At 72.8% G+C, this 21,432-nt stretch carries 10 protein-coding genes; all 10 read right to left on the reverse strand.

The features are described 5' to 3' along the window. Window positions 1–8,211, reverse strand: a complete 8,211-nt coding sequence (locus BM393_RS09720; protein ID WP_175538264.1) for an MBG domain-containing protein — start codon at window positions 8,209–8,211, stop codon at window positions 1–3. A gap of 5 nt (window positions 8,212–8,216) precedes the next feature. Next, the gene (locus tag BM393_RS09725; RefSeq protein WP_217648406.1) at window positions 8,217–9,884 is read right to left on the reverse strand and encodes a ShlB/FhaC/HecB family hemolysin secretion/activation protein; all 1,668 of its coding nucleotides are present in this window, start codon (window positions 9,882–9,884) and stop codon (window positions 8,217–8,219) included. A gap of 203 nt (window positions 9,885–10,087) precedes the next feature. Further along, window positions 10,088–12,700: a winged helix-turn-helix domain-containing protein gene (locus BM393_RS09730; protein WP_091724572.1), complete on the reverse strand. Its 2,613-nt coding sequence runs from the start codon at window positions 12,698–12,700 to the stop codon at window positions 10,088–10,090. Between the two features lie 274 nt (window positions 12,701–12,974). Continuing rightward, window positions 12,975–13,952, reverse strand: coding sequence for a PDR/VanB family oxidoreductase (locus BM393_RS09735; RefSeq protein WP_091724573.1), 978 nt, complete (start codon window positions 13,950–13,952; stop codon window positions 12,975–12,977). Continuing rightward, window positions 13,949–14,977, reverse strand: coding sequence for an aromatic ring-hydroxylating dioxygenase subunit alpha (locus BM393_RS09740; protein ID WP_091724574.1), 1,029 nt, complete (start codon window positions 14,975–14,977; stop codon window positions 13,949–13,951). Before BM393_RS09740 ends, BM393_RS09735 begins: the two co-directional genes overlap by 4 nt. A gap of 41 nt (window positions 14,978–15,018) precedes the next feature. Further along, the gene (locus tag BM393_RS09745) at window positions 15,019–15,792 is read right to left on the reverse strand and encodes an SDR family NAD(P)-dependent oxidoreductase (RefSeq protein ID WP_091724575.1); all 774 of its coding nucleotides are present in this window, start codon (window positions 15,790–15,792) and stop codon (window positions 15,019–15,021) included. Window positions 15,793–15,797: 5 nt separating this feature from the next. Beyond that, entirely contained in the window at window positions 15,798–17,648 is a 1,851-nt protein-coding gene (locus BM393_RS09750; protein WP_091724576.1) for a feruloyl-CoA synthase, read from the reverse strand. Beyond that, complete coding sequence (locus BM393_RS09755) at window positions 17,645–18,460, reverse strand: crotonase/enoyl-CoA hydratase family protein (protein ID WP_091724577.1); 816 nt, start codon at window positions 18,458–18,460, stop codon at window positions 17,645–17,647. Before BM393_RS09755 ends, BM393_RS09750 begins: the two co-directional genes overlap by 4 nt. After that, window positions 18,457–20,025: an acyl CoA:acetate/3-ketoacid CoA transferase gene (locus tag BM393_RS09760; protein WP_091724578.1), complete on the reverse strand. Its 1,569-nt coding sequence runs from the start codon at window positions 20,023–20,025 to the stop codon at window positions 18,457–18,459. Before BM393_RS09760 ends, BM393_RS09755 begins: the two co-directional genes overlap by 4 nt. A gap of 7 nt (window positions 20,026–20,032) precedes the next feature. Continuing rightward, entirely contained in the window at window positions 20,033–21,274 is a 1,242-nt protein-coding gene (locus BM393_RS09765; protein ID WP_091724579.1) for a thiolase family protein, read from the reverse strand. Between the last annotated feature and the right edge of the window lie 158 nt (window positions 21,275–21,432).

A 21,432-nucleotide genomic window follows, 5' to 3' on the forward strand; every position in this document is an offset into this window, starting at 1 on the left:
TCATCGACCGCCCCCGGCGACGTAGGTGACCTGGCCGTCCACGACGGCCAGTTGCACGCCGAGCTGCCGGGACAGCCCCTGAAGCGCGCTTTCCTCGTCGCGGTTGGCCTGGACGAAGTTGCCGCTGTGCGACATCTCGATCGCCGCTTTCGGGTCGGTCTTCAGCAGGTCCAGGAAGCGGGCCTGGTCGGTCTGCTCCTTCTTGATCAGGGTCTGCGTGCGACTCAGCAGCTGGTTGTAGGTGTTGAAGAAGTTCTGCATGGCGTCCCAGTCGGTCCGGGCGTCGGGGTTGCTGTCGTAGTTCCACGGCCGGTCGCGCCACCGGGTGTTGCCGGCCAGGTAGTTGTAGCGCTCGACCGGATCGCTGATCGAGGCCGCATGGCGCGAGTCGGCCTCCGAGTAATGGTTGTCGGGCTCCCGGTGATTCATGCCGAAGGCGTTGATGACGAAATCGCCGACCGGCGAGTTGGCGATCGCGCCCGCCAGTCCCATCGGGTCGATGGAGAAGTTCAGCGACAGGCCCAGCCCGCCGAAGCCCAGTTGCGCGCCGAGGTCCAGCGAGACGCTGATCGCGCCGTCCGACAGGCCGACCGAGTAGTTGAAGGTGCCGCCGATGGAGCCCGGCGTGTAGACCGTCGCGCCGCCGCCGACCGAGCCGGTGCTGCCCGACACACCGGCCGAGACGCCCGCCGACGAGCCCACGCCCACCGCGTTGTCGAAGCGCTGCACGACCTGCCCGTCGCGCAGCGTGTACTGCTCGTCGGCGCGCGCGTAGACGAAGGTGCTGACCGTCGTGTCCGCATGCGCGTCACCCAGGCCGTCCACGTGGCCGCTGGCGCCGGCCTGCGCCGACACGCCGGCGCGCGCCTCGGCGCCGATCCGCAGCCCGTTGCGTCCCAGCGAGCCGATCGCGTAGGCGTCGCCCTGCGCGCCGAACATCACGTAGCCGGGACCGGTGGTGATGGTCACGTCCACATGCGCATCGGCGCTGGCTTCGAGCCGGACGCCGGTGATGCCGAACTTGGCCAGGCCGGCGATCTCGCCGCTGGCCTGGGCCGACAAGTCGGCTCCGCCCAGATCGACGCTCCCTTCCACCACGCCGCTGGCGCGGCCGGAGACGCCTCCGCCGGTCGGACCGAGCGCCACGCCGCCGACGATGCCGGTGGCGTCGATGTTGCGTCCGAAGTCCTCCTCCTGCCCGCTGCCGCTGCTGCGGAACTGGCCGTTCAGCGGCGGCGCCACCGGCAGGGCCGGCGAGGCGACCGGCGCGACGGTCGGGATGACCGGCGGCGTCGGCAGCGGCTCGACCAGCCCCAGCCCCAGCGAGCTCGACGCGAAGACGTCCAGCGTCCCCGCCGGGCCGTCGCCGACGCGGTAGTCATGCGTATCGGCCCCCGTCAGGCCGGTGACCCGGAAGGTGTAGCGGCCGACCGTCAGCTGCCTCAGGTCGGAAACCGGCCGGCCCTGGGGATCGTAGGCAGTGACGATCGGCGCGATGTCCAGGCGGCCGGTGATCGGGCCCTGCAGGTCGGACAACGTCGCCTCGCCGGGCGTGCCGTACAGCTGGCCCAGGAACACGCCGCTGCTGACCGTGTAGCTCAGCGGCATTGGCAGAATCTTGTAGAGGCCGGGCCGGCTGCCGCTGTCGGCGATCCGGTAGTTCTTCGCCGAGTCGCCGGTCAGGCCGGTGAGGACCTCGAAATAGGTGCCGACATGGGTGCTGCCGTCGATCGTGATGAGCTGGCCGGTGAGGTCGGTGAAGGCGACGTTGCCGCCGAGCGTGTCGCCGGACAGCACGCCCTGGAATGTCGTCGCGCCCGGCAGGTAAGGCAACGGCGTGCAGCCGGACGGCGTGCAGGCGCGGGTGTAGTTGCCGTAGACGCCTTCGGCGTCCTTGATGCCGTAGATCACGTCGCGTCGCGCGATCGAGACCCGGCCGCCGATCGGATCGACGACGTAGTTGCCCCGCCGGCTGCCGGTCAGCGACGCGCTCCAGAGGTGGTCGCCGGCATCCACGCGCGTGGCGTAGTTCAGCGTGCCGTTGCCGCTGAGGAGCTGCTGCGACTGGAACCCGTCGCCGGCCTCGAGGCGCACGCCGACGTCGTCGCCGGGCAGCACGCCCGACAGCGCGCCCAGCGTGAGCGCATCGCCGTAGACCGCGGTGGTGCTCGCGGCCGGCGTGAAGGTGAGCGGCTTGCGCGCGATCGTCAGCGGTGCCGACGCGCCCGGGGTCGACACGAAGACGTAGTTCTTCGTGTAGTCGGGCATGCCGCTGAAGCCATTCTCCAGATGCAGGCCGGTGACCTGCTGGGTGTAGCTGCCCGCGTTGCTGCGGTCGTTGTAGGTCAGGAAGCCGCTGGCGCCCACAACGTCGAAGTTGGGCTTGACCCAGTTCTGCTCGCCATTGACCAGCCCCCAGACCGACACGGACGGTGCCACGTAGCTGCCGTAGACGGTGCTGATCGGGTCGATGGTGACGGTGACCGGCTTGGGCGCGATCGTGACGGTGCCGGCATCCCCGCCGCTGACGTAGTTCGCCGCGTCGCGTCCGCTCAGCCGCGGCACGTAGCGATACGTGCCGACCGCCAGCGAGGTGGACAGCGCCGTGTCCCGGCCGTCGAGGACCGGCAGGCCCTGGACCTGGGTCGGCACGACGACATTGGTCATGAAGACCTCGTCGCCCGGCAGCACGCCGCCGGTCAGGCGCAACTGCGGCAGCGTGTCGCCGTAGGTCACGCTCAGGCTGCCGGGATCCATCGCGCGCTGGAGGCTGCGCGGCAGCACCGTGAGCTGGCCGCTGCGCGACAGCGGCAGGCCGGGCGCGCCGAAGTTCTCCGGGCTCAGGGCGTAGTTCCCCGCTTCCGCGCCCGCCAGCCCGGTGGCGTGGATGCCGTACTGGCCCGCCGGCATCCGCCCGTTGCTGGCGGGCACGCCAGCGATCGCCGTTGTCACCGAGACCGTGTCGCCCGCCAGCACACCGTACAGGTTGCCCCCCGTCGCCGGCAGCGCGTCGCCATAGGTGCTGGCGGTGTTGTCGATCACGGCCGTGAGCAGCTTGGGTACGACGCGGAAGGTGCTGGTGGACGCGCGGAGCATCACGTAGTTGCCCTTGTCCGCGCCCAGCAGCTCGCTGTCGACGACGTACGTGCCAGGGGTCAGGCGCGCGGGCAGCGTGGTCGAGCGGCCGCCGGGGAGATCGGCCCAGGCGCCGAGCGCGACGTCGTCGCCGGCGAAGGCGTTGAGGAGCTCGGTCCTGATGGTGTAGCTGGCCGCGGACCCGTAGGTGGGCGACACGTCGGTGTGATCCGTCCCTTGCACCCAGGCCGCATTCGCCACCACGGCAGGCGTGATCCTCAGCGTCGCGAAGCGGTTGCCGTCCGCGGCCATCACGTAGTTGCCGGCGTCCGCGCCCTCCAGACCGGTGGCGCTGAAGGTGTAGGTGCCGACGTTGAGCCGCCCCGTGCGGGACCGCGTGAGCGGCGTGGTGGCGGTCGTCACCGCGACCTGGTCGCCGGCCAGCAGGCCGTTGATGCTGCCGCTGGCCCGCGGCGTGTCGCCCGTCCCGTAGGTGAGCGCCCGGTCCATGAAGCTGTCGTGGAAGCCGCCGAACATCGTGAAGTAGCCCTGCACTGTGACCGTGACTGGCTTGGGCGCGACGGTGAGCGTGCCCGTCGTCGAGCCTGTCTCGGTGGGGACGTAGTTGGCCGCATCGGCGCCGGTGAGGCTGCGCAGGCCCAGCGTCCAGGTGCCCGCCGCGGTGCGCTCGGCGGGCGCGAGGCCGCTGGCGAGCAGGACGGCCGGACCGGCGCCGACGCTGTCGCCGGCCAGCACGCCCTGAACGGTCACCGCACCCGGCGTCGCCGCGGTGCCATAGGTCGACGAGGCATCCTGCGCGATGTAGCTGATCGGCCGCGGCTGCACGGTCAGCGTGCCGGGCGCGTTGCCCGCGCTGGCCAGCAGGTAGTTCGGATTGCCGGTGAGCGCGGTGACCGTCTCGGTGTAGGCGCCGGCGCCGGTGCGCGCGCTCAGCGTGACCGGCGTCGAGCCCGCGAGGACCGCGGCCGTGTAGCCGACCGAGTCGCCGGCGAGCACGTTGTTCAACGTCACCGCGCCAGTCGTGGCGAGGTTGCCGTAGACCGAGCTCGCACTGGCCACCGAGAAGGTGACCGGACGCGGCGTCACGGTGAGCGCGCCCGCCGTATTGCCGCTGCCGGCGAGCAGGTAGTTGGCCGCGTCGGGGCCGCTCAGGCCGGCGACGCCCGCCCACCAGCTGCCGCCAACCGTCGGCCGGGCGACCGGCGCGCCGCTGCCGTCCAGCGCGGTCAGCGCCGGGCTCACCGATGCGCCGGGCAGCAGTCCGTCGAGGACCGTGACGTTGGTCGACGCGGTCGGCGCATTGCCGTAGATCGCCGAACCCGCCGCGACGCTCCAGGTGATCGGCTTGGGCGTGACGGTCCACGTGCCGTTCGTGTTGCCCGCGGCGGCGATCGTGTAGTTGCCGGCGCCCGCGCCCGACAGGGAGCCGGCGAGCACCGTCGAGGTGTAGGTCCCCGCGCGGGAGCCCGCGTCCAGCAGCCAGAGATTGCCGCCCGATTCGATCGCCGGGGCGGCTGTGATCTGATCGCCCGCGACCACGCCGGAGAGCGCCGGCATCGCGCCGCTCTGCGGCGTGCCATAGACGTTGCTGCCGGTGGCCGCGACATAGGTCAGCGCCTTGGGCAGCACGTTGACGGTCGTCGCGGTGTTGCCGCTGCCCGCGATCACGTAGTTGCCGGCGTCCGCGCCGGTCAGCCAGAGCAGCGTCGTGGCGTACTGGCCCACCGGCCACGCCTGCGAATGACCGCTGCCAGCGTCCACGCGCAGCGCGTCGACCTTCTGGAAGCCGGCGACGACGTCTCCCGCCAGCACGCCGTTGAGCACCGGCGAGGGCAGCGCGAGGCCGTAGACCTGGTCGACCGTGGTGCCGGTGTAGGTGACCGGCTTCGGGGCGACGACGAACTGCCCGGGCGTGTTGCCGCTGGCGGCGAGCGCGTAGTTGCCGGCCTGCGGGCCGGTCAGCGCGGACACGATCGCGGTGTAGGTGCCGGCGCGGGTCGTCGCGGCCGGCGCGAACACGGTCGAGCCGCCGTCGGCGCTGGGCGAGACGGTGCCGTTCACGACGTCGCCGGCCAGCACGCCGCTGAGCGCCGCGCCGCCGAGCGTGCCCAGCGTCCCGTAGACGCCGCCGCCCGCGCCGACCGACCAGGTCAGCAGCTTCGGGTCGACGCGATAGACGCCGTCGTGGTTGTTGACCGTGCCCACGGTGTAGTTGGACGCGGAGGCGCCGCCCAGCGAAGTGACCGAGGCGACGTAGCTGCGCGCGGCCAGGCGGTCGTTCACCGCGACAGGCGTGCCGCCGGACGAGAGTCCGACCACCGGCGTCACGTCGTCGCCAGCCAGCACGCCGCCGATGAAGGCCGTGGGCATCGTGTGTGTCGAGCCATAGGTCTGCGAGCCGTTGCCGACGACGTAGTCCAGCGGCTTCTTCGCGATCGACAGCTGGGCGCTCACCGTGCCCGACAGGTCCAGCGTGTAGTTGGAGGCCGCGCTGCCGCCGAGGCCGGTCAGCGTGAAGTTCCAGCTGCCCGCGCCGACCCGGTCGGCGAAGCCGTAGCCGGCGCCGTTCGCGCTCATGGCGACGCCGCCTTGCGCGCCGAGCGTCGCGATCGGCGCGACGTTGTCGCCGTTCACGACGCCGGCCAGGCTCACGACCGCGCCCGGCAAGCCATAGACATGGCTGCCGTTCGAGACAGTCGGTGTCAGCGCGCGGCGCGTGATCGTGAGCGGCAGCGTCGCCGCGCTCAGGTCGATGAAGAAGTTGCCGACGGCCGCCGAGTCGATCGCTGCAGATCCGGTGGCCGACAGCGTCAGCGTGCCGCTGCCCGCGGGCGCGGTGACGCCGGGGCCGGTCACGCTCAGCGAGCCGGCGGCGAACAGCCCGTCCACCGAGGCCGGCGTCCCGCGCACCACATGGACCGGCGCGCGGCCGAGGTGATCGGCATCCGGCTCCGCGTCGCCATAGGCGCGGGTGACCGCCGTGCCGGTGTCGTTGCCGAGCGCGACGCGCGTCGCGTCGACGCCGCCCAGCCGCGCGAGCCGGGTCACGACGCCGCTCTCGACGAACCGGAACCCGCCTTCGCCGACGATCGTGTCGCTGCCTTCCGTGGTCCAGGTGACGGAGCCGCCCGCGACTTCGCTGGCGCCGCTGACGCGGATCGGGCCGCTCAGCGTGGCCGCGCCCGCCACCGACACGTCGCCCTGCAGGATCAACTCGGCGGGCGAGCCGCCGCCGGTCGTGGCCGTCGGCATCACCGTCGCCGTCAGCGACTGGCCGGCGAAGGCGCCGATGCGCAGCGCGCCCGCGGTGCGCTCGGTGTTGCCGGCGCCGTCGGCCAGCAGCAGCGTCAACGGACCGTTGTCGTTGATGAAGCGCGCGCCCGACAGGTCCAGCGAGGCCGGGCCGCCGCCGCGCTCCGCATCGACGACGCCATGCGCGGCGGTGTCGTTGGCGGTCAGCATCCAGTGGCCGCCGCCGTTGCTGAAGACGCCCGCGAGCGTGATGGAGCGGCCGGCCGCCAACGTCAGGTCGCCCACCGGTGCCGCGCCGCGCGTGATGCCGGTGAAGAAGGTCGACCAGCTGATGTCCTGGCTGGCCTGCAGGCGGACGCTGACGCCGCTGCCCAGCAGCGCGGCCAGGTCGGCCGAGTTCAGCGTCGTCGCCGTGCCGGGCGCGTCGCCGTAGCCGATGTCGCCGGACGGCGTGGCCGAAGCGCCGTCGCCGATGACGATGTCCTGCGGATCGAGCAGCAGGCGCGCGCCCGCGCCAAGGGTCAGGCGGTTCAGCGCGACCGATTGCACCGTCGAGGCGGACGAGATCTCCACCGCGCCGCCCGATGCCGCGCCGCTCGCGTCGAGACGGCCGAGCATGCGCGTGGCGCGCTCGCTCCACAGTACGGCGGTGCCGCCCAGGCCTTGCGGGCCGCGCGCGGAGACGTCGATCCGGCTGCCGGCGTCGACCGACACCTGATCGGCCGAGGCCAGCGCGGGCAGCGCACCGAAGCGGTCGAGGAAGCGTTCATGTCCCTCGGCCTGGGCGCCGCTGGCCTTGCCCCCCTGGAAGGCGCCGCCGACGCGGACCAGACCGCCGCGGGTCGCGCCGCTGGCATCGAGCGCCGCGCCGGCCAACTCGACACGCTGGCCGGTGATGTCGATGCGCCCGCCCGCGGCATCGGCCGACGAGGCGTCCACGCGGCCGCTGACGCGCACCGTGCCGCCGGCGCCGCCGTCCAGCACGATCGCGCCATCGCTGCCGGACAGCGTCGTCGCGCGGATCTCGCCGGGCAGGTGGATGGCCTCGCGCAGCGCCTCGCGGACCGTGGCGGCGCGCAGCGCGACCAGGCCAGCCGCGATGCGGCCGTTGCTCTCCACGAGCGGGCGGCTGTCGCCGTCGACCGCGTCGGCCGGCAGGATCACCTGCAGGAATCCATCGCCGGAGAAATCCAGCGTCGCGACCGAGGCGCTACCCAGCGCGACCTTGCCCAGCGGGGCCAGGATGACGCCGTCGTTCTGGACATGGCTGCCCAGCAGCGCGACCTGACCGCCGCCGCCGGCCGTGATCAGACCCTGGTTGAGCACGGTGCCGCCGCGCCCGTTGAAGCGCAGCCGGCCGGCCATGAAGTCCTCGTCGGACAGGCCCAGCGTCGACGCGATGAAACCGGAGCGCGTGTCGACGACGCCGCTCGGCGTGATCGCGATGCCTTGCGGGTTGACCAGGAACAGGCTGCCGTTGGACTTCAGCGAGCCGGCGATCTCGCTGCCCAGCGGGCCGGTGACGACGTTGAGCGTCGCGGCCTGGGCGTTCGGCAGCTTGAACTCGACGGCGCTGCCGGCGCCGACCGAGAAGCTGTCCCAGCGCAGCACCGCGCGCTGCGACTGCTGCCGGATGTCGAGCCGATTGCCGGCGGGCGCGCCGATGACGGCCTGGCCGGCGCTGACGCTGCCGTTCCCGGGCAGCGTCGGCGACGCCGCCGTCTGGGCGCCACCGGTCAGCGGCAGCAGGCCGGCGAGCATCGCGGCGGTCAGCGCCGTGAGGCGCGGGCGCCGGACCGGAGCTCGGCGCGAGCCAGCGGGGCGGGCGGGGATGGAGGAGGGGGTGGGCAGGAGGCGGGTCATGGTCGTCAGAACTGGACTTGCGCTTTCACGAAGGCCTGGAACTCGTCCATGCCGAAGGGGCGGTAGCGGCGGCGGCCGGCCTCGACCGAGAGCTCGGCGCCGCGCCATTGGGTGCGCAGGCCCGCGCCGCCGGACGCGGCCAGGCGATGGCCCGCCGCGGGCAGCTCGGACATCGGCCGGCCCAGCGCCGCGAACAGGTAGGGCTGCAGGAACAGGCTGGCGCCGCCCTGCGTCGGCGACCAGGCGCGCGAGAGCTCCTGGCGCAGCGTCCAGCCGCCGTCGTCGGAGATCGCGCCCGAGCGGAAGGTCGACAGCGCGTCCTCGCCGTCGAGACTGAAGAGCTCCGCGCTCGGCAGCACGCCGCCGAACGAGTCCTGCAGGCGCGCCGAGGTGCGCGCGTTCAAGCCCCAGGGCAGCGGCAACTCGACGCTCGCGTTGGCCTCGAGCTTGGTGAAGTACGGTTTCGCGCCGGGCCGCGAGACCGGGATGCCGGTCGCCGCGAGGTCGGCGGCGGTCCGCGCCCCCAGTCCCGGCAGGCCGCGCGACAGCGTCACGCCGGCGCGCAGCCGGGCCGCGTCGCCGTTGCGGTTCCAGTCGACGGTGAGCCGGCCGACGCGCAGCTTGTCCTCGCTCATCGTGAAGTCGAAATCGGGCAGCGAGTCGACCTGCCGGCTGGCGTCGAGCGTGGCGGTCAGGTTGATCTCCTGGGCGCGTGTCAGCTGCAGCGGATAGATCAGGCGCAGGCTGTAGCGCTCCAGCTGGCTGCGCGAACGCAGGCTGCCGGCGGGCACGCGCGGCTGCGTGTCGGAGACGGTGAACTCGGGGTTGAGGCTCAGGCCGTCGGCGCTCAGCGGCACGATCGCGCCGCCGCCCAGCACGCGCCGCGGCGCGTCGTCGCGCCAGGCGGTGCCCCAGTCCTTGCCGCCGGAGACGTAGCTGTAGAACTGCTCGCCGCGCCGCAGCGGCTGATTGAGGCGCAGCTGGATCGTCGTCTGCCACGGGCCCAGCGATTCGCCCAGGCGGCGGTCGGCCGAGACGGTGAGCGCCGTCGCCTGGTGCTCGCCTTCGAGCACCAGCACCGTGCCGCCGAGCTCGCGGCCGGCGCCCAGCGCGCTGCGCAGCTGCAGGCCGGGACCGCGGCCGGCGATCGTCAGCGCGCGTTCGAGCTCCTCGCCGCGCAGCCGGCGGCGGCCCAGCAGCGGGGCGAGCGAGCGCTCGACCGCATGGCGCGCGCGCTCCGGCACGGCAGCGGTGTCGATGCGCTCGATGTGGCCGTCGACCACGCGCAGCGCGAAGACGCCGCCATCCTTCACCGACTGCGGCGGAACGACTACGCGCACCAGCGGATAACCGGCCTCGCGATAGGCCGCCTCGATCGCGTCGGCCAGCTCGTAGAACGCCGACACCGGCAGGCGCTGGCCGCGCAGCGGCGCGGTGAGGGCCTCGGTGGCGCTGGCGAGTTCGGGGAAACCGTCCTCGACGCGGATCCCCGCGGGCGACACGCGCAGCGCACGGGCCTGCGCCGGGACGGCGTTGGGCGCGGGCGTGGGCAGCGGCGCGGCGGAGGCGGCGGGCTCGGGCGGACGCAGGTCGCGCGGCGTGACCTGGGGCGCTTGCGGGGCCTGCTGGGCGAACGCACCGCCGGCGGCCAGCGCCAGGATCGCGCCGCTCAACGCGGGGGACGGGAATCGACGGGGAGAGAGCATGCCGCCACTGTCGACGCCAGGCGCGGCAAAGTCCTGAAGCCGGTCTGAATCGTTCCGAAACGATTCAGCAAGGTGGCGTTTCAGGATTTTTCAGCGGCGCGCTTCAGTGGCGCGCCCTCCTGCTTTCTGCCGGGCTTGCGCGCGCGCCGGCGCCGAGGGACGGGGCCCCGTCAGTCGACGTCGGTCAGCGCGAACGCCAGCGCGCCGATGTCGGCGTTGCGCAGCAGCATGCCGTCCTGCTTCAGGCGCTCGAATTCGGCCGCGCCCAGCGCTTCCCGCGCCAGCCGCTGGGCGCGGGCGCCTGCCAGGGCCTCGTTCTCGCCGAAGCGCAGGAGGCCCGCGGTGCCGGACTCCACATGGCCCGCGAGCCGGGCCGCGGCGCGCGGCCGGCCCTCGAGCGCGGCCAGCAGCGACAGGTACTGGCACCAGTAGCGCTGCAGGTCGGCCTGGGCCGCCAGCGGCCAGCCTTGCTCCGCCAGCGGGCGGAATGAGCGGGTGTCGCCGAGCGCGAGATACGCGGCCGCGGTGTTGAGGCGGGCATAGGCGAGCCCGTACTCGTCGCGGCCCGGTTGCAACTGCGCCAGCAGCGCGATGCCGGTGCGGATCGCGCCTTCGGGATCGCCCGCCAGCAGCTGGGCGTCGGCCAGGTTGGCGAGGTAGATCGGGTTGGCGTCGCCGCCGGCGCGGCAGTTGGCCACGATCCGGTGGCCCAGGCGCAACTGCTCCCGCGGATCGGACCGGTTGAGCATCAGGCCGATGAGGCCGTAGTGCAGGCGCTGCGGCGGCCAGTCCGGATCCTCGAGCGCGCACAGTTCGGCGTCCTCGTCCTCGCGGCCGGCCGGCGGCATGGCCAGGGACATGGCGAGCGCGCGGTACAGGTGGAAGCGGCCGTCGGGCGCGTCGATCCGCGCGCGGGCGACCTCAACCATCCGCCGCATGTGCGCCTGGGCGCGCGGGTTGTGGACGCTGTTCAGGTATTGCATCGCCACGCCGAGGCTGGCCTGCAGCCACATCGGGCCCTGGGCGCCGCCGGCCAGTGCGTCGAAACGGTCGCACAGCGCGTTGCGTTCGGCGTGCAGCGTGCGCGGCAGCGCGAAGAGCAGCATCGCGATGATCGCGAGCGCCGCGTCGGTGTCGCCCAGCGCCTGTGCGCGCAGCAGCGCCTCGCGCGCGTTGTCGAGGTCGGCGCGGGCGCGTTCTCCCCAGGCATCGACGCCGATCTCGCCGCTCAGGCGCGCGTGGTGCAAGGCTTCGCACAGCGTCGCCACGGCGCGCGCGTGCCGGTCGCGGACCAGATCGTCCTCGTCCGACCGCGCCAGCAGTTCGCGCGCGAAGGCCCTCGGGCTGTCGAGCAGCCGGTAGCGCGGCGGCGACTCCGCGTCGTCGCCGACGACGCACACGAGCAGCGAACGCTCGACCAGCACCGTCACCGCGTCGAGCACGGCCCACTCGTCAAGCTCGACGGGGTCCTGGGCATCGAGCGGCCCCTGAACCGGACGGCCGCCCGGCGCGTCGCCGGCCACCTGCTGGATCAGCTCGAGCGAGGCGCTGCCCGCGATGACGGCCAGGCGCCGGAACACGATGCGCTCGCGCTCGTCGAGGAAGCCGTGGCTCCACTCCAGGGCCGCACGCAGCGTCTGCTGGCGGGCCGGCGCGTCGCGGTTGCGGCTGCTGGTCAGCAGGCGCAGCCGCTCGTCCAGCGAGGCGGCGAGCCGCTGCACGCCGAGCATGGGCGCCCGGGCCGCGGCGAGCTCGATCGCGAGCGCCAGGCCGTCGAGCGCGCGGCACAGTTCGATCACTGCCGGCGCATTGGCGTCGGTCAGCGCGAAGCGCGCGTCCGCGGCCTGGGCGCGTTCGACGAACAGCGCGACCGCGCCGAAGTTCAGCGCCTGCGCCGCGGACACCGCCCCCTGGGGCGTGGACAGCGCTTCCAGTCGGTAGACGCGTTCCGGCGGCAGCTTCAGCGGGGCCTGGCTGGTCACGACGATGCGCAGGCCCGGCGCCGCGGCGTGCAGCACGCCCGCGATCCGCGCGGTGGCATCGAGCAGGTGCTCGGCGTTGTCGAGCGCGAGCAGCAGGGTCAGGGACGCGAGGGCGGCGGCCAGGCCGTCCAGCGGCTCCTCGCCGGCGCCCAGCCGGATGCCCAGGGCCGCGGCGATCGCGCCCGGCAGTGCCGCGGCGTCCGTGACCGGGGCCAGTTCGACCCAGCACACGCCATGCGGATAGGCCTCGGTGCGGGAGTGCAGCAGCGCCTGCGCGAGCCGCGTCTTGCCCATGCCGCCGGCGCCGACGAGGGTCACGAGGCGGTGGTGCTCGATCAGGCTGAGCAGGGCGGCCAGGTCCTCGTCGCGGCCCAGCAGCCGCGGCAGACCGGCCGGCAGGTTGGTCCGCAAGGCGAGGGTCGCGGGCGGCGGCGGGGAACGGGGCGAGGAGAGGGGCGAGGAGGGAAGCGAGGTGCGCGGCGACGCGGCGTGCGTTGCGTCCTCGACGCGCGCCGTGAAGCGGTAGCCGCGGCCGGGAATCGTCGTGATGACATCGCCGCCCAGCACCTTGCGCAGCGCGCTGACCTGCACCTGCAGGTTGTTCTCCTCGACGACGACGCCGGGCCAGGCCAGGTCGATCAGCTCGCTTTTCCCGACCAGTTCGCCAGCGCGCTGGATCAGCGCGATCAGCACGTCCAGCGCCCGGGAACCGAGCGTCGCGGGCTGGCCGTCGACCAGCAGGCGTCGCTCCAGCGGTTGCAATTCGAAGCGGTCGGCGAATCTGAGGCTGGCGGCGCGCATGAAGGGGACGGGACGGGGCGGGGACGGCGGGCAGGCCCGGGGGCCGGCGACTGGGGCGCGCACGGGCGCGGACGTGCGCGCAGGATAGCGGAGCGGGAGCCCCCCTGAAGAATCCTGAAACCGGCCGCGTTGCGACTTTCCGGACGATTCAGCCGCAATTCATCCGGGGCTCAGGACTTTCAGGTCGCCGCGGCGCAGAGTGCGGGGCGACGGCTCATGCCATGGGGCTCGATACGTCCAGGAGTGACCGGCGCATCCTCCGCCCGCCCGCCGCTCAACCGAGATCAAGCACCAGCCGGTCGCTCCGTGCGCGCGAGCAGCAGGGCGTGAACTGATCGTTGGCCGCCTGTTCCTCCGGCGTGAGGTACAGGTCGCGGTGCTCGGGCTCGCCGGCCAGCACGCCGGTCAGGCAGGTGCCGCAGACGCCTTGCTCGCAGGACGTCAGCAGCGGGATGCCCGCCGCGATCAGCGCCTGCGCGGCGCTCTGGCCGACCGCCACGGGAATGACGCGGCCGGAGCGCAGCTCGAGCTCGAACGGACGGTCCTGGCCCGGGGGCGGTGCCTCCGCGCCGGCGAAGAACTCGTGATGCACCCGGTCTCCCGCCCAGCCCAGCGCCCGGGCGGCCTCGGTCACGGCGTCGATCAGGCGCTTGGGGCCGCAGACGTAGACATGCGTGTCGGCGGCCTGCGCCGCCAGCAGCCCAGGCACGTCCATCCGGTCGGGGCCGACATGGAAATGGGCCGCGCCGGCCCAGGCGCTGGCCTCGATCTCCGCGCGGAAGGCCATGCGCTGGAGGTCGCGGGCCGCGTAATGCAGCGCGAAGTCCGCGCCCGCGCCGGCGAGCTGGCGCGCCATCGCGAGCAGCGGCGTGATGCCGATGCCGCCGGCGATCAGCAGGCTGCGACGGGCCGACGGCACCAGCGGGAAATGATTGCGCGGCGCGCCGATCTGCAGCGTCTGGCCCGGCATCAACTGCTCATGCACCGCGCGCGATCCGCCGCGCGAGGCCGCTTCCCTCAGCACGCCCAGCACGTAGCGATGGGTCTCGGCGGGATCGTTGCTGAGGGAGTACTGCCGCACCAGGCCGCCCGGCAGATGGACGTCCACATGCGCGCCGGCGGTGAACGCGGGCAGGGCGCCGCCATCGGCGGCCACGAGGGTGACGGCGCAGACGTCCCGCGCGGCGGCGGCCTTGGCCTGGACGCGGACGGGGATCAGCGCCGTGATGGGCGCGAGGATCGGCGCGCTCATGCCCGCGCCGCCATCAGCCGATCGATGACTTTGCGCGACTGCACGCCGCCGCCGTCGATGTTGAGCATCAGCAGCTGGCGTTGCGGCCAGGCCAGCAGGTTCTGCTGCTGGCGCTCCAGCATCTCCTGGTCCTCGGCGAAGATCCGGCCCTGGCCTTCGCGGATCTGCTCGGTGAGCGCCGGGTCCTGGGGTTTGAACTTGCGCGCCATGCCCCAGAAGTAGTGGATGGAGGTGTCGGTCTCCGGGGTGATGAAGTCCACCACCCAGCTCGCCGCCTTGACCTCGTCGGGCGCCTCGTAGCCCCCGTGGCCGGCCAGCGCCACGCCGACCTCGATCATGATGTGGCTGGGCGGCGTGAAGTGGCAGATCTGCCAGCGGTCCACCGGCTGGTCCTCGGGCAGGCCGTTCATGCGCAGCGCCATCCGCCAGAACGGCGGCGCCTCGATGCCCTGCATGTGGCGCTCGGTGATGACGTGGTCGCCGTCCACGCGCGTGGTGCAGGGGATCTCGTCGATCTCCTTCTGGCCGATGCTGCCGGCATGCACGTAGGTCTCGTGGGTGAGGTCCATCAGGTTGTCGATCATCAGCCGGTAGTCGCAGGCGATGTGGTACAGGCCGCCGCCATAACCGAAGGCCGGGTTGCCCAGCCACTCGAAGGCCGGCAGCGCGGCCAGGTCCGCCTGCGCGGCGTCGCCCGGCCAGACCCAGATGAAGCCGTGCGCCTCATGGACCGGGAAGCTGCGGATGGCCGGAAAGCCACGCACGCGCTGGCAGGGCATGGACACGGTCCTGCCGTCGCCGCCCATGGCCAGGCCGTGGTAGCCGCAGACCAGCGTGTCGCCGTTCACGCGGCCCAGCGACAGCGGCGCGCCGCGGTGCGGGCAGAAGTCCTCCACCGCGCGGACGGCGCCGGCGCTGTCGCGGAAGAAGGCCATCGCGTGGTTGCAGACCTTGCGGCCCAGCGGCTTGTCGGTGCCGACCTCCTCGCTGCGGGCGGCGACGTACCAGGTGTTGGTGATGAACATGGGAACTCCTCGGGAACGGACCTGGGGCGGGACCGGCGCGCTCAGCGCGGCGCCATGCGCAGCGCGCCGTCGAGGCGGATGACCTCGCCGTTGAGGTGGCCGTTGGCGACGATGTGCGCGGCCAGCGCGGCGAATTCCTCGGGCAGGCCCAGGCGCTTGGGGAAGGGGATGGACGCGGCCAGGTTCTGCTGCACCTCCTCGGGCAATTCCTTCATCAGCGGGGTGGCGAACAGGCCGGGCGCGATGGTGCAGACGCGCACGCCGAACTGGGCGAGGTCGCGCGCCAGCGGCAGCGTCATGCCGACGATGCCGCCCTTGGAGGCCGAGTAGGCCTCCTGGCCGACCTGGCCATCGAAGGCGGCGACCGAGGCGGTGTTGACGACGACACCGCGTTCGCCGTCGGCCAGCGGCGCCAGCGCCGCGATGCGGCTCACCGCCAGGCGCGTCATGTTGTAGGTGCCGATCAGGTTGATGCGCACGACGCGCTCGAAGTCCTCCAGCGGCGCGGGCGAGCCGTCGCGCTGCACGATGCGCTTGGCGGTGCCGATGCCGGCGACGTTCATGAGGATGCGGGCCGGGCCGTGGGCGGCCGTGGCGGCGTCCAGCGCGGCGGTGACGGAGGCGGCGTCGGTGATGTCGCAGCGCAGTGCCAGCGCGCGGTCGGCGCCGAGCTCATCGGCCACGCGGCGCGCGCCGGCCTCGTTGATGTCGAGCAGCGCGACGCGAACGCCTTGGGCGGCGAGGGTGCGGGCGACGGCTTCGCCGAGGCCGGAGCCGGCGCCGGTGACGAGGGCGGCTTGTCCAGTGAGGTTCATGGTGGTCAGCGGTGGGGGGTGATGACGTCGGGATGGCCGTCGGCGGCCTCGTGCAGCAGCTCGACCAGCGCCGCGCGGCGGCTCAGCACCGCGCGCTGGTTGATCGAGCCCTTGTCGGTGATCTCGCCGCCGTCGATGGACGGCGGCTCGGCCAGCAGCAGCAGTCGCGCCGGGCGGTTGGCGCTGCCGGTGCCCTGGGCCCAGAGCTGGTCGGCCAGGTCCTGGAAGAAGCCGCGCACGATCGAATGGGCCAGCACCTGGGCGGCGGGCAGGCTGTCGGGCAGCTCCGCCAGCCGGCGGACCTCGCCCAGGCGCGGCACGATCAGCAGGCCGATCTCGTCGCGCCCCAGGCCGGTGACGACCGCGTCGTGCACGCAGGGGAAACCCAGCGCGACCACGCGGGCGCGCAGCGGTCCGACGCTGACGAAGGTGCCGGTGGACAGCTTGAAGTCCTCGGCGATGCGGCCGTCAAACATCAGGCCCTGGGCCGGGTCGGCGGGATCGGCGGGCCGCGCGGCGTCGCCGGTGCGGTAGTAGCCCTCGTCGTCGAAGGCCTCGCGCGTCAGCTCGGGCTCGCGCCAGTAGCCGGGCATCACGTTGGGGCCGCGGAAGCGCACCTCGTGCTTGTCGCCGGCCGGCACCAGCTTGACCTCCACACCGGGCACCGGGCAGCCGATGAAGCCGGGCCGGCTGTCCTCGGGGATGGCGAAGGTGCAGGTCGGGGCGGTCTCGGTCATGCCCAGGCCCGCGGCCAGGCGGATGCGTTCGCCAATGGCCGCCTCGGCCAGCTGGTTGAAGGCGTCCAGCGTCTTGGCCGAGAGCCCCGCGCCGCCGCATTCCACCAGGCGCAGCCGGCTGAAGAAGTGGTCGCGCAGCGCGGTGTCGGCCCGCAGCGCCGAGACCAGCTCGTCATACCCCTTGGGCACGTTGAAGAAGATGGTCGGCGCGATCTCGCGCAGGTTGCGCAGCGTGTCCTCGAAGCGGCCCGGCACCGGCTTGCCCTCGTCGATGTAGAGGCTGCCGCCGTTGTAGAGCACGATGCCCAGGTTGTGGTTGCCGCCGAAGGTGTGATTCCACGGCAGCCAGTCCAGCACCACCGGCGGCTCCTCCGCCAGGAAGGGCAGCGTCTGCAGCGTCATCTGCTGGTTGGCGCACCACATGCGCTGCGTCACGATCACGCCCTTGGGCGCCTTGGTCGAGCCCGAGGTGAACATCAGTTTGACGATGGTGTCGGGATCGATCCGCGCGTGGGCGGCGTCCAGTTCGGGCCCCGGTGCGGTGTCCAGCAGCTCGTCGAAGCGATCCGTGGCCCGGCCGGCGAGCCGGCCTTCGCCGAGGACCACGCAGGTCCCGGCCTCGACCACCGCCTCGATGGCCGCGGCGTAGCCTGGATCCGCCGCGTAGACGGCACCCGGCGTGGCCTTGCCGACGATGTGGCGCAGGCGGCCGAAGTCGGTCGACACCAGCGAGTAGGCCGGCGAGATGCTGACGCTCGGGATGCCGGCCCACATCGCGCCCAGCATCAGGCTCAGGTGCGGGAGGTCGTTGTCGGACAGGAGGACCAGCGGTCGCTCCACGTCCAGGCCCCGGTCCAGCAGCGCCTGGCCCAGCGAGCGCGCCCGCGCCAGCATGTCGGCGTAGCTGAGGGCGCGCCAGGCGCCGTCCGGATCGCGCTTCGCGGCGAAGAGCCGGTCCGGCGCGGTCCGCGCCCAGTGCTGGAGGCGCTCGCCCATGTGCCGGGGATAGGCCGCCAGCGCCTCGGTCGAGCGCAGCACGAAGCCGCCGTCGTCGCGCGGCTCGACGAGGGTGTGGTCCAGGCAGCCGCCGATGGCGACGGGGCGGTAGCGCGGCTTCATGACTTGACGATCTTGGGGCTGCGTTTCTGCAGGAAGTCCTGCAGCCGTTGCTTGGCCACTTCGTCGCCCTGGGCGATGGCGGCCATCAGCGATTCCATGAACAGGCCGTCGGCCTGCGGCAGGTCGGCGATGCGCGGCAGCGCCTGGGTCACGGCGAAGTTGGACAGCGGCGCATTCTGCGCGATGCGGCCGGCCAGCTCGATGGCCTTGGCGACGGCCTCGCCGGGCGGCACCACGTACTGCGCCAGGCCGCGCCGCTCGCCCTCGTGGGCATCCAGTACGCGGCCGGTGAGCATCATGTCGGTCATGCAGGCCGTGCCGGCCAGGCGCGGGATGCGGGCCGAGCCGCCGCCACCGACGAAGATGCCGCGCTGGCCCTCGGGCAGGCCGAAGTAGGCGGTCTCGTCGGCCACGCGGATGTGGACGGCCGCCGCCAGTTCCAGCCCGCCGCCCACGACCGCGCCGTGCAGCGCCGCCACGACCGGCACGCTGCAGAACTGCAGCGCGTCCATGACCACATGCCAGCTGCGCGAGTGCAGCACGCCTTCGGCCACGCTGCGCTCGCTGAGGTCGGACAGGTCCAGGCCGGCGCAGAAGTGCGCGCCTTCGCCGCTGACGACCAGCGCCCGCGTCGACGGCGGCAGGTTGAGCAGGGCGGTGTGCAGCTGCCGCATCAACGCCTCGTTGATGGCGTTGCGCTTGGCGGGGCGGTTCAGGCGCAGGTGCGTGACGGCGCCGGCATGCTCGATGAGCAGCAGGTCGAGTTGGGCCAGCAGGCCGCTGGCGGGGAGGAAGTCGGTGGCGGCGTTCATGCGGGGCTCGCGGAGGTGAGGGCGGCGGCCAGGCCGCCCCAATGGTCGCGGAAAAGTCCGGCGTCCATGGTCTTCACGTCGCGCATCAGCGGGCGGAATTCCATGTGGGCCAGCACGTCGCGCTCGAGGTCGATGCCCGGCGCGACCTCGGTCAGCTCCAGGCCGTCCTCGCGCAGCGCGAAGACGGCGCGCTCGGTGACGAAGAGCACCTCCTGGCCGCGGCGCGCGGCATCGCGGCCGTTGAAAGTGATCTGCTCGACCTGCTCGACGAACTTGCGCGCGCGGCCTTCCTGGTGGATGCGCAGCTCGCCATCGGCAACGGTGAGCTCGACGCCCCCGGCGGTGAAACTGCCGCAGAACACGAGGCGCGGCGTCGAGGCCGTGATGTTGATGAAGCCGCCACAGCCCACCGGGCGGCCGTTGAACTTGCTGACGTTGACGTTACCGTGGCGGTCGGTCTGGGCCAGGCCCAGGAAGCTGCAGTCCAGGCCGCCGCCGTCGTAGAAGTCGAACTGCGAGGACTGCTCGATGATGGACTCGGGGTTGTAGGCCAGGCCGAAGTCGCCGCCCTGCGCGGGCACGCCGCCGTTCACGCCGCATTCGACGCTCAGCGTGAGCAGGCCCGCCACGCCTTCCTCGGCCGCCACCGACGGCACGCCGGCCGGGATGCCGATGCCCAGGTTGGTGACCGCGCCGGGCCGCAGCTCCATCGCGGCGCGGCGGGCGATGACCTTGCGCTCGTCCAGCGGCAGCGCCGGCACGCGGTCCAGCGGCACGCGCACGTCGCCGCTGAAGGCGGGATTGAAGGCGGTGGTGATGGTCTGCAGGTGGTTCTCCGGCTGGGCGACGACGACGTAGTCCACCACCAGCCCCGGCACCTTGACGCTCTTGGGATGCAGGCTGCCGGCGGCCACCACCGCCTCGACCTGCGCGACCACGATGCCGCCGCAGGCGCGCGCGGCCTGCGCGATGGCGAGCTGCTCCAGCAGCACGCCTTCCTTGTCCATGCTGAGGTTGCCCCGTTCATCGGCATAGGTGGCGCGGATGAAGGCGACGTCGATGCGCGGCGCGGGATGGAAGAGCCACTCCTCGCCTTCAAACTCGACCAGGCGCACCAGGTCCTCGCGCGAGGCGGCGTTGAGCCGGCCGCCTTCCTGCCGCGGGTCCACGAAGGTGCCCAGGCCGACCTTGGTCAGCAGGCCCGGCGAGCGGCTGGCGATGTGCCGCGTGAGGCTGGACAGCGAGCCCTGCGGGAAGTTGTAGGCCTCGACCTCGCCGGCATGGACCCTGGCCATCATGGCCTTGCCGGTCTGCCCGAAATGGCCGGCGACGACGCGCTTGACCATGCCCGGATGGGCCAGGTGGGCCATGCCGCCGCTGCCGGCGTTGCCGATCGCGCCGCAGGCCCAGGTGGTGAGCTGGTTGGGATGGCCGGTGGCGAGGAAGTGGCGCTCCAGTCCCTGCAGCACTTCCTCGGCCAGGCCCATCATGGCCAGGCCGCCGAGGAAGAGGGTGGCGCCATCCTTGACGAGGGGGCCGACCTGGTCGGCGGTGATGATCTTCATGGGGGCCTCAGGCAGCGGGGTTTTCGATCAGCAGGGCCATGCCCTGGCCGCCGCCGACGCAGGCGGAGACGATGGCGTAGCGGCCACCGCGAAGCTGCAGTTCGCGCGCGGCGGTGAGGGTCAGGCGCACGCCGGTGGCGGCCAGCGGGTGGCCCAGCGCGATGGCGCCGCCGTTGACGTTGAGCCGGTCCAGGTCCAGGCCGAGCTCCTTCGCGCAGGCCAGGGTCTGGGCACCCTGGGCCTCGTTGATCTCGATGAGGTCGATGTCGGCCAGCGTCAGCCCGCAGCGCGACAGCAGCGCGCGGATGGCTGGCGCGGGACCGATGCCCATGATCTCGGGCGGCACGCCGGCCGCCGCCGCGCCGCGCAGGCGCGCCAGTGGTCGCAAGCCGCGATCGCGCACCTGGGCGCCGGAGGCGACGACCACCGCCGCCGCGCCGTCGACCAGCGCCGAGGAGTTGCCGGCCGTCTGCACGCCGCCTTCGTACACCGGCCGCAGCGCGGCGAGCGCCTCGAGCGGGGACGGGCGCGGATGGGTGTCGCGATCGGCGACGGCGACCTTGCGCGGCAGCTTGATGCCGCGCGGCTCATAGCCGTCGAGCTCGAAGCGCTCGCTCGTCACCGGGACGATCTCGCCGGCATGGAAGCCCTCGGCCTGCGCCCGCAGCGCGCGCTCGAACGAGGACGCGGCATAGGCGTCGACCTCGGCGCGCGTGATGCTGTATTTCCGCGCGAGGTTCTCGGCCGTCTGGATCATCGAGACCTTGGCGGCCGGGTCGTCGAGCGCTTCCCACAGGAAGTCCTTGAACTCGACCGGCGCGCCGAGCCGGAAGCCGCCGCGGTGCGTGTAGGCGCAGATCGGATTGCGCGACATCGACTCCGCGCCCACCACCAGCGCCAGGCTGGCGTAGCCCAGCGTGATCTGGTCGGCGGCCTGGCGAATGATCTCGAAGCCGCTGCCGCAGATGCGCTGCACCAGGATGGCCGGGACCTCGATGGGCACGCCGGCGTACAGGCCGATGTGGCGCGGCAGCATGTAGGCGTCGAAGGAGGCCTGCGCCATCGAGGCGGTGACGACCGAGTCGATGGCGGCGCCGGGCACCTGGGCGCGCGTCAGCGCGGCGCGGGCCGCCTTGATGCCCAGGTCGATGGGGGAGACATCGGCCAGCGCGCCGCAGTAGTCCACCAGCGGCGTGCGCGCGCCGTCGAGGAGCCAGTGATCGTCGAATCGGGCGGAGAAGTCGGGCATGGGGGCGTCTGGCGATGCCAGCTGCTTGGCTGCTGATGATTAACAGTATTAACTAAAAGCGGAGCAAGACATTCAGGGTTTGCACGGACATCGGAACCGCAATCAGCGGCTTCAACGGCACCTGATCGACGGTGTGGCGCAGGCTTGCGCGGCCGAGG

This window comes from Mitsuaria sp. PDC51 (genome assembly GCF_900113225.1).
Taxonomy (GTDB): domain Bacteria; phylum Pseudomonadota; class Gammaproteobacteria; order Burkholderiales; family Burkholderiaceae_C; genus Roseateles.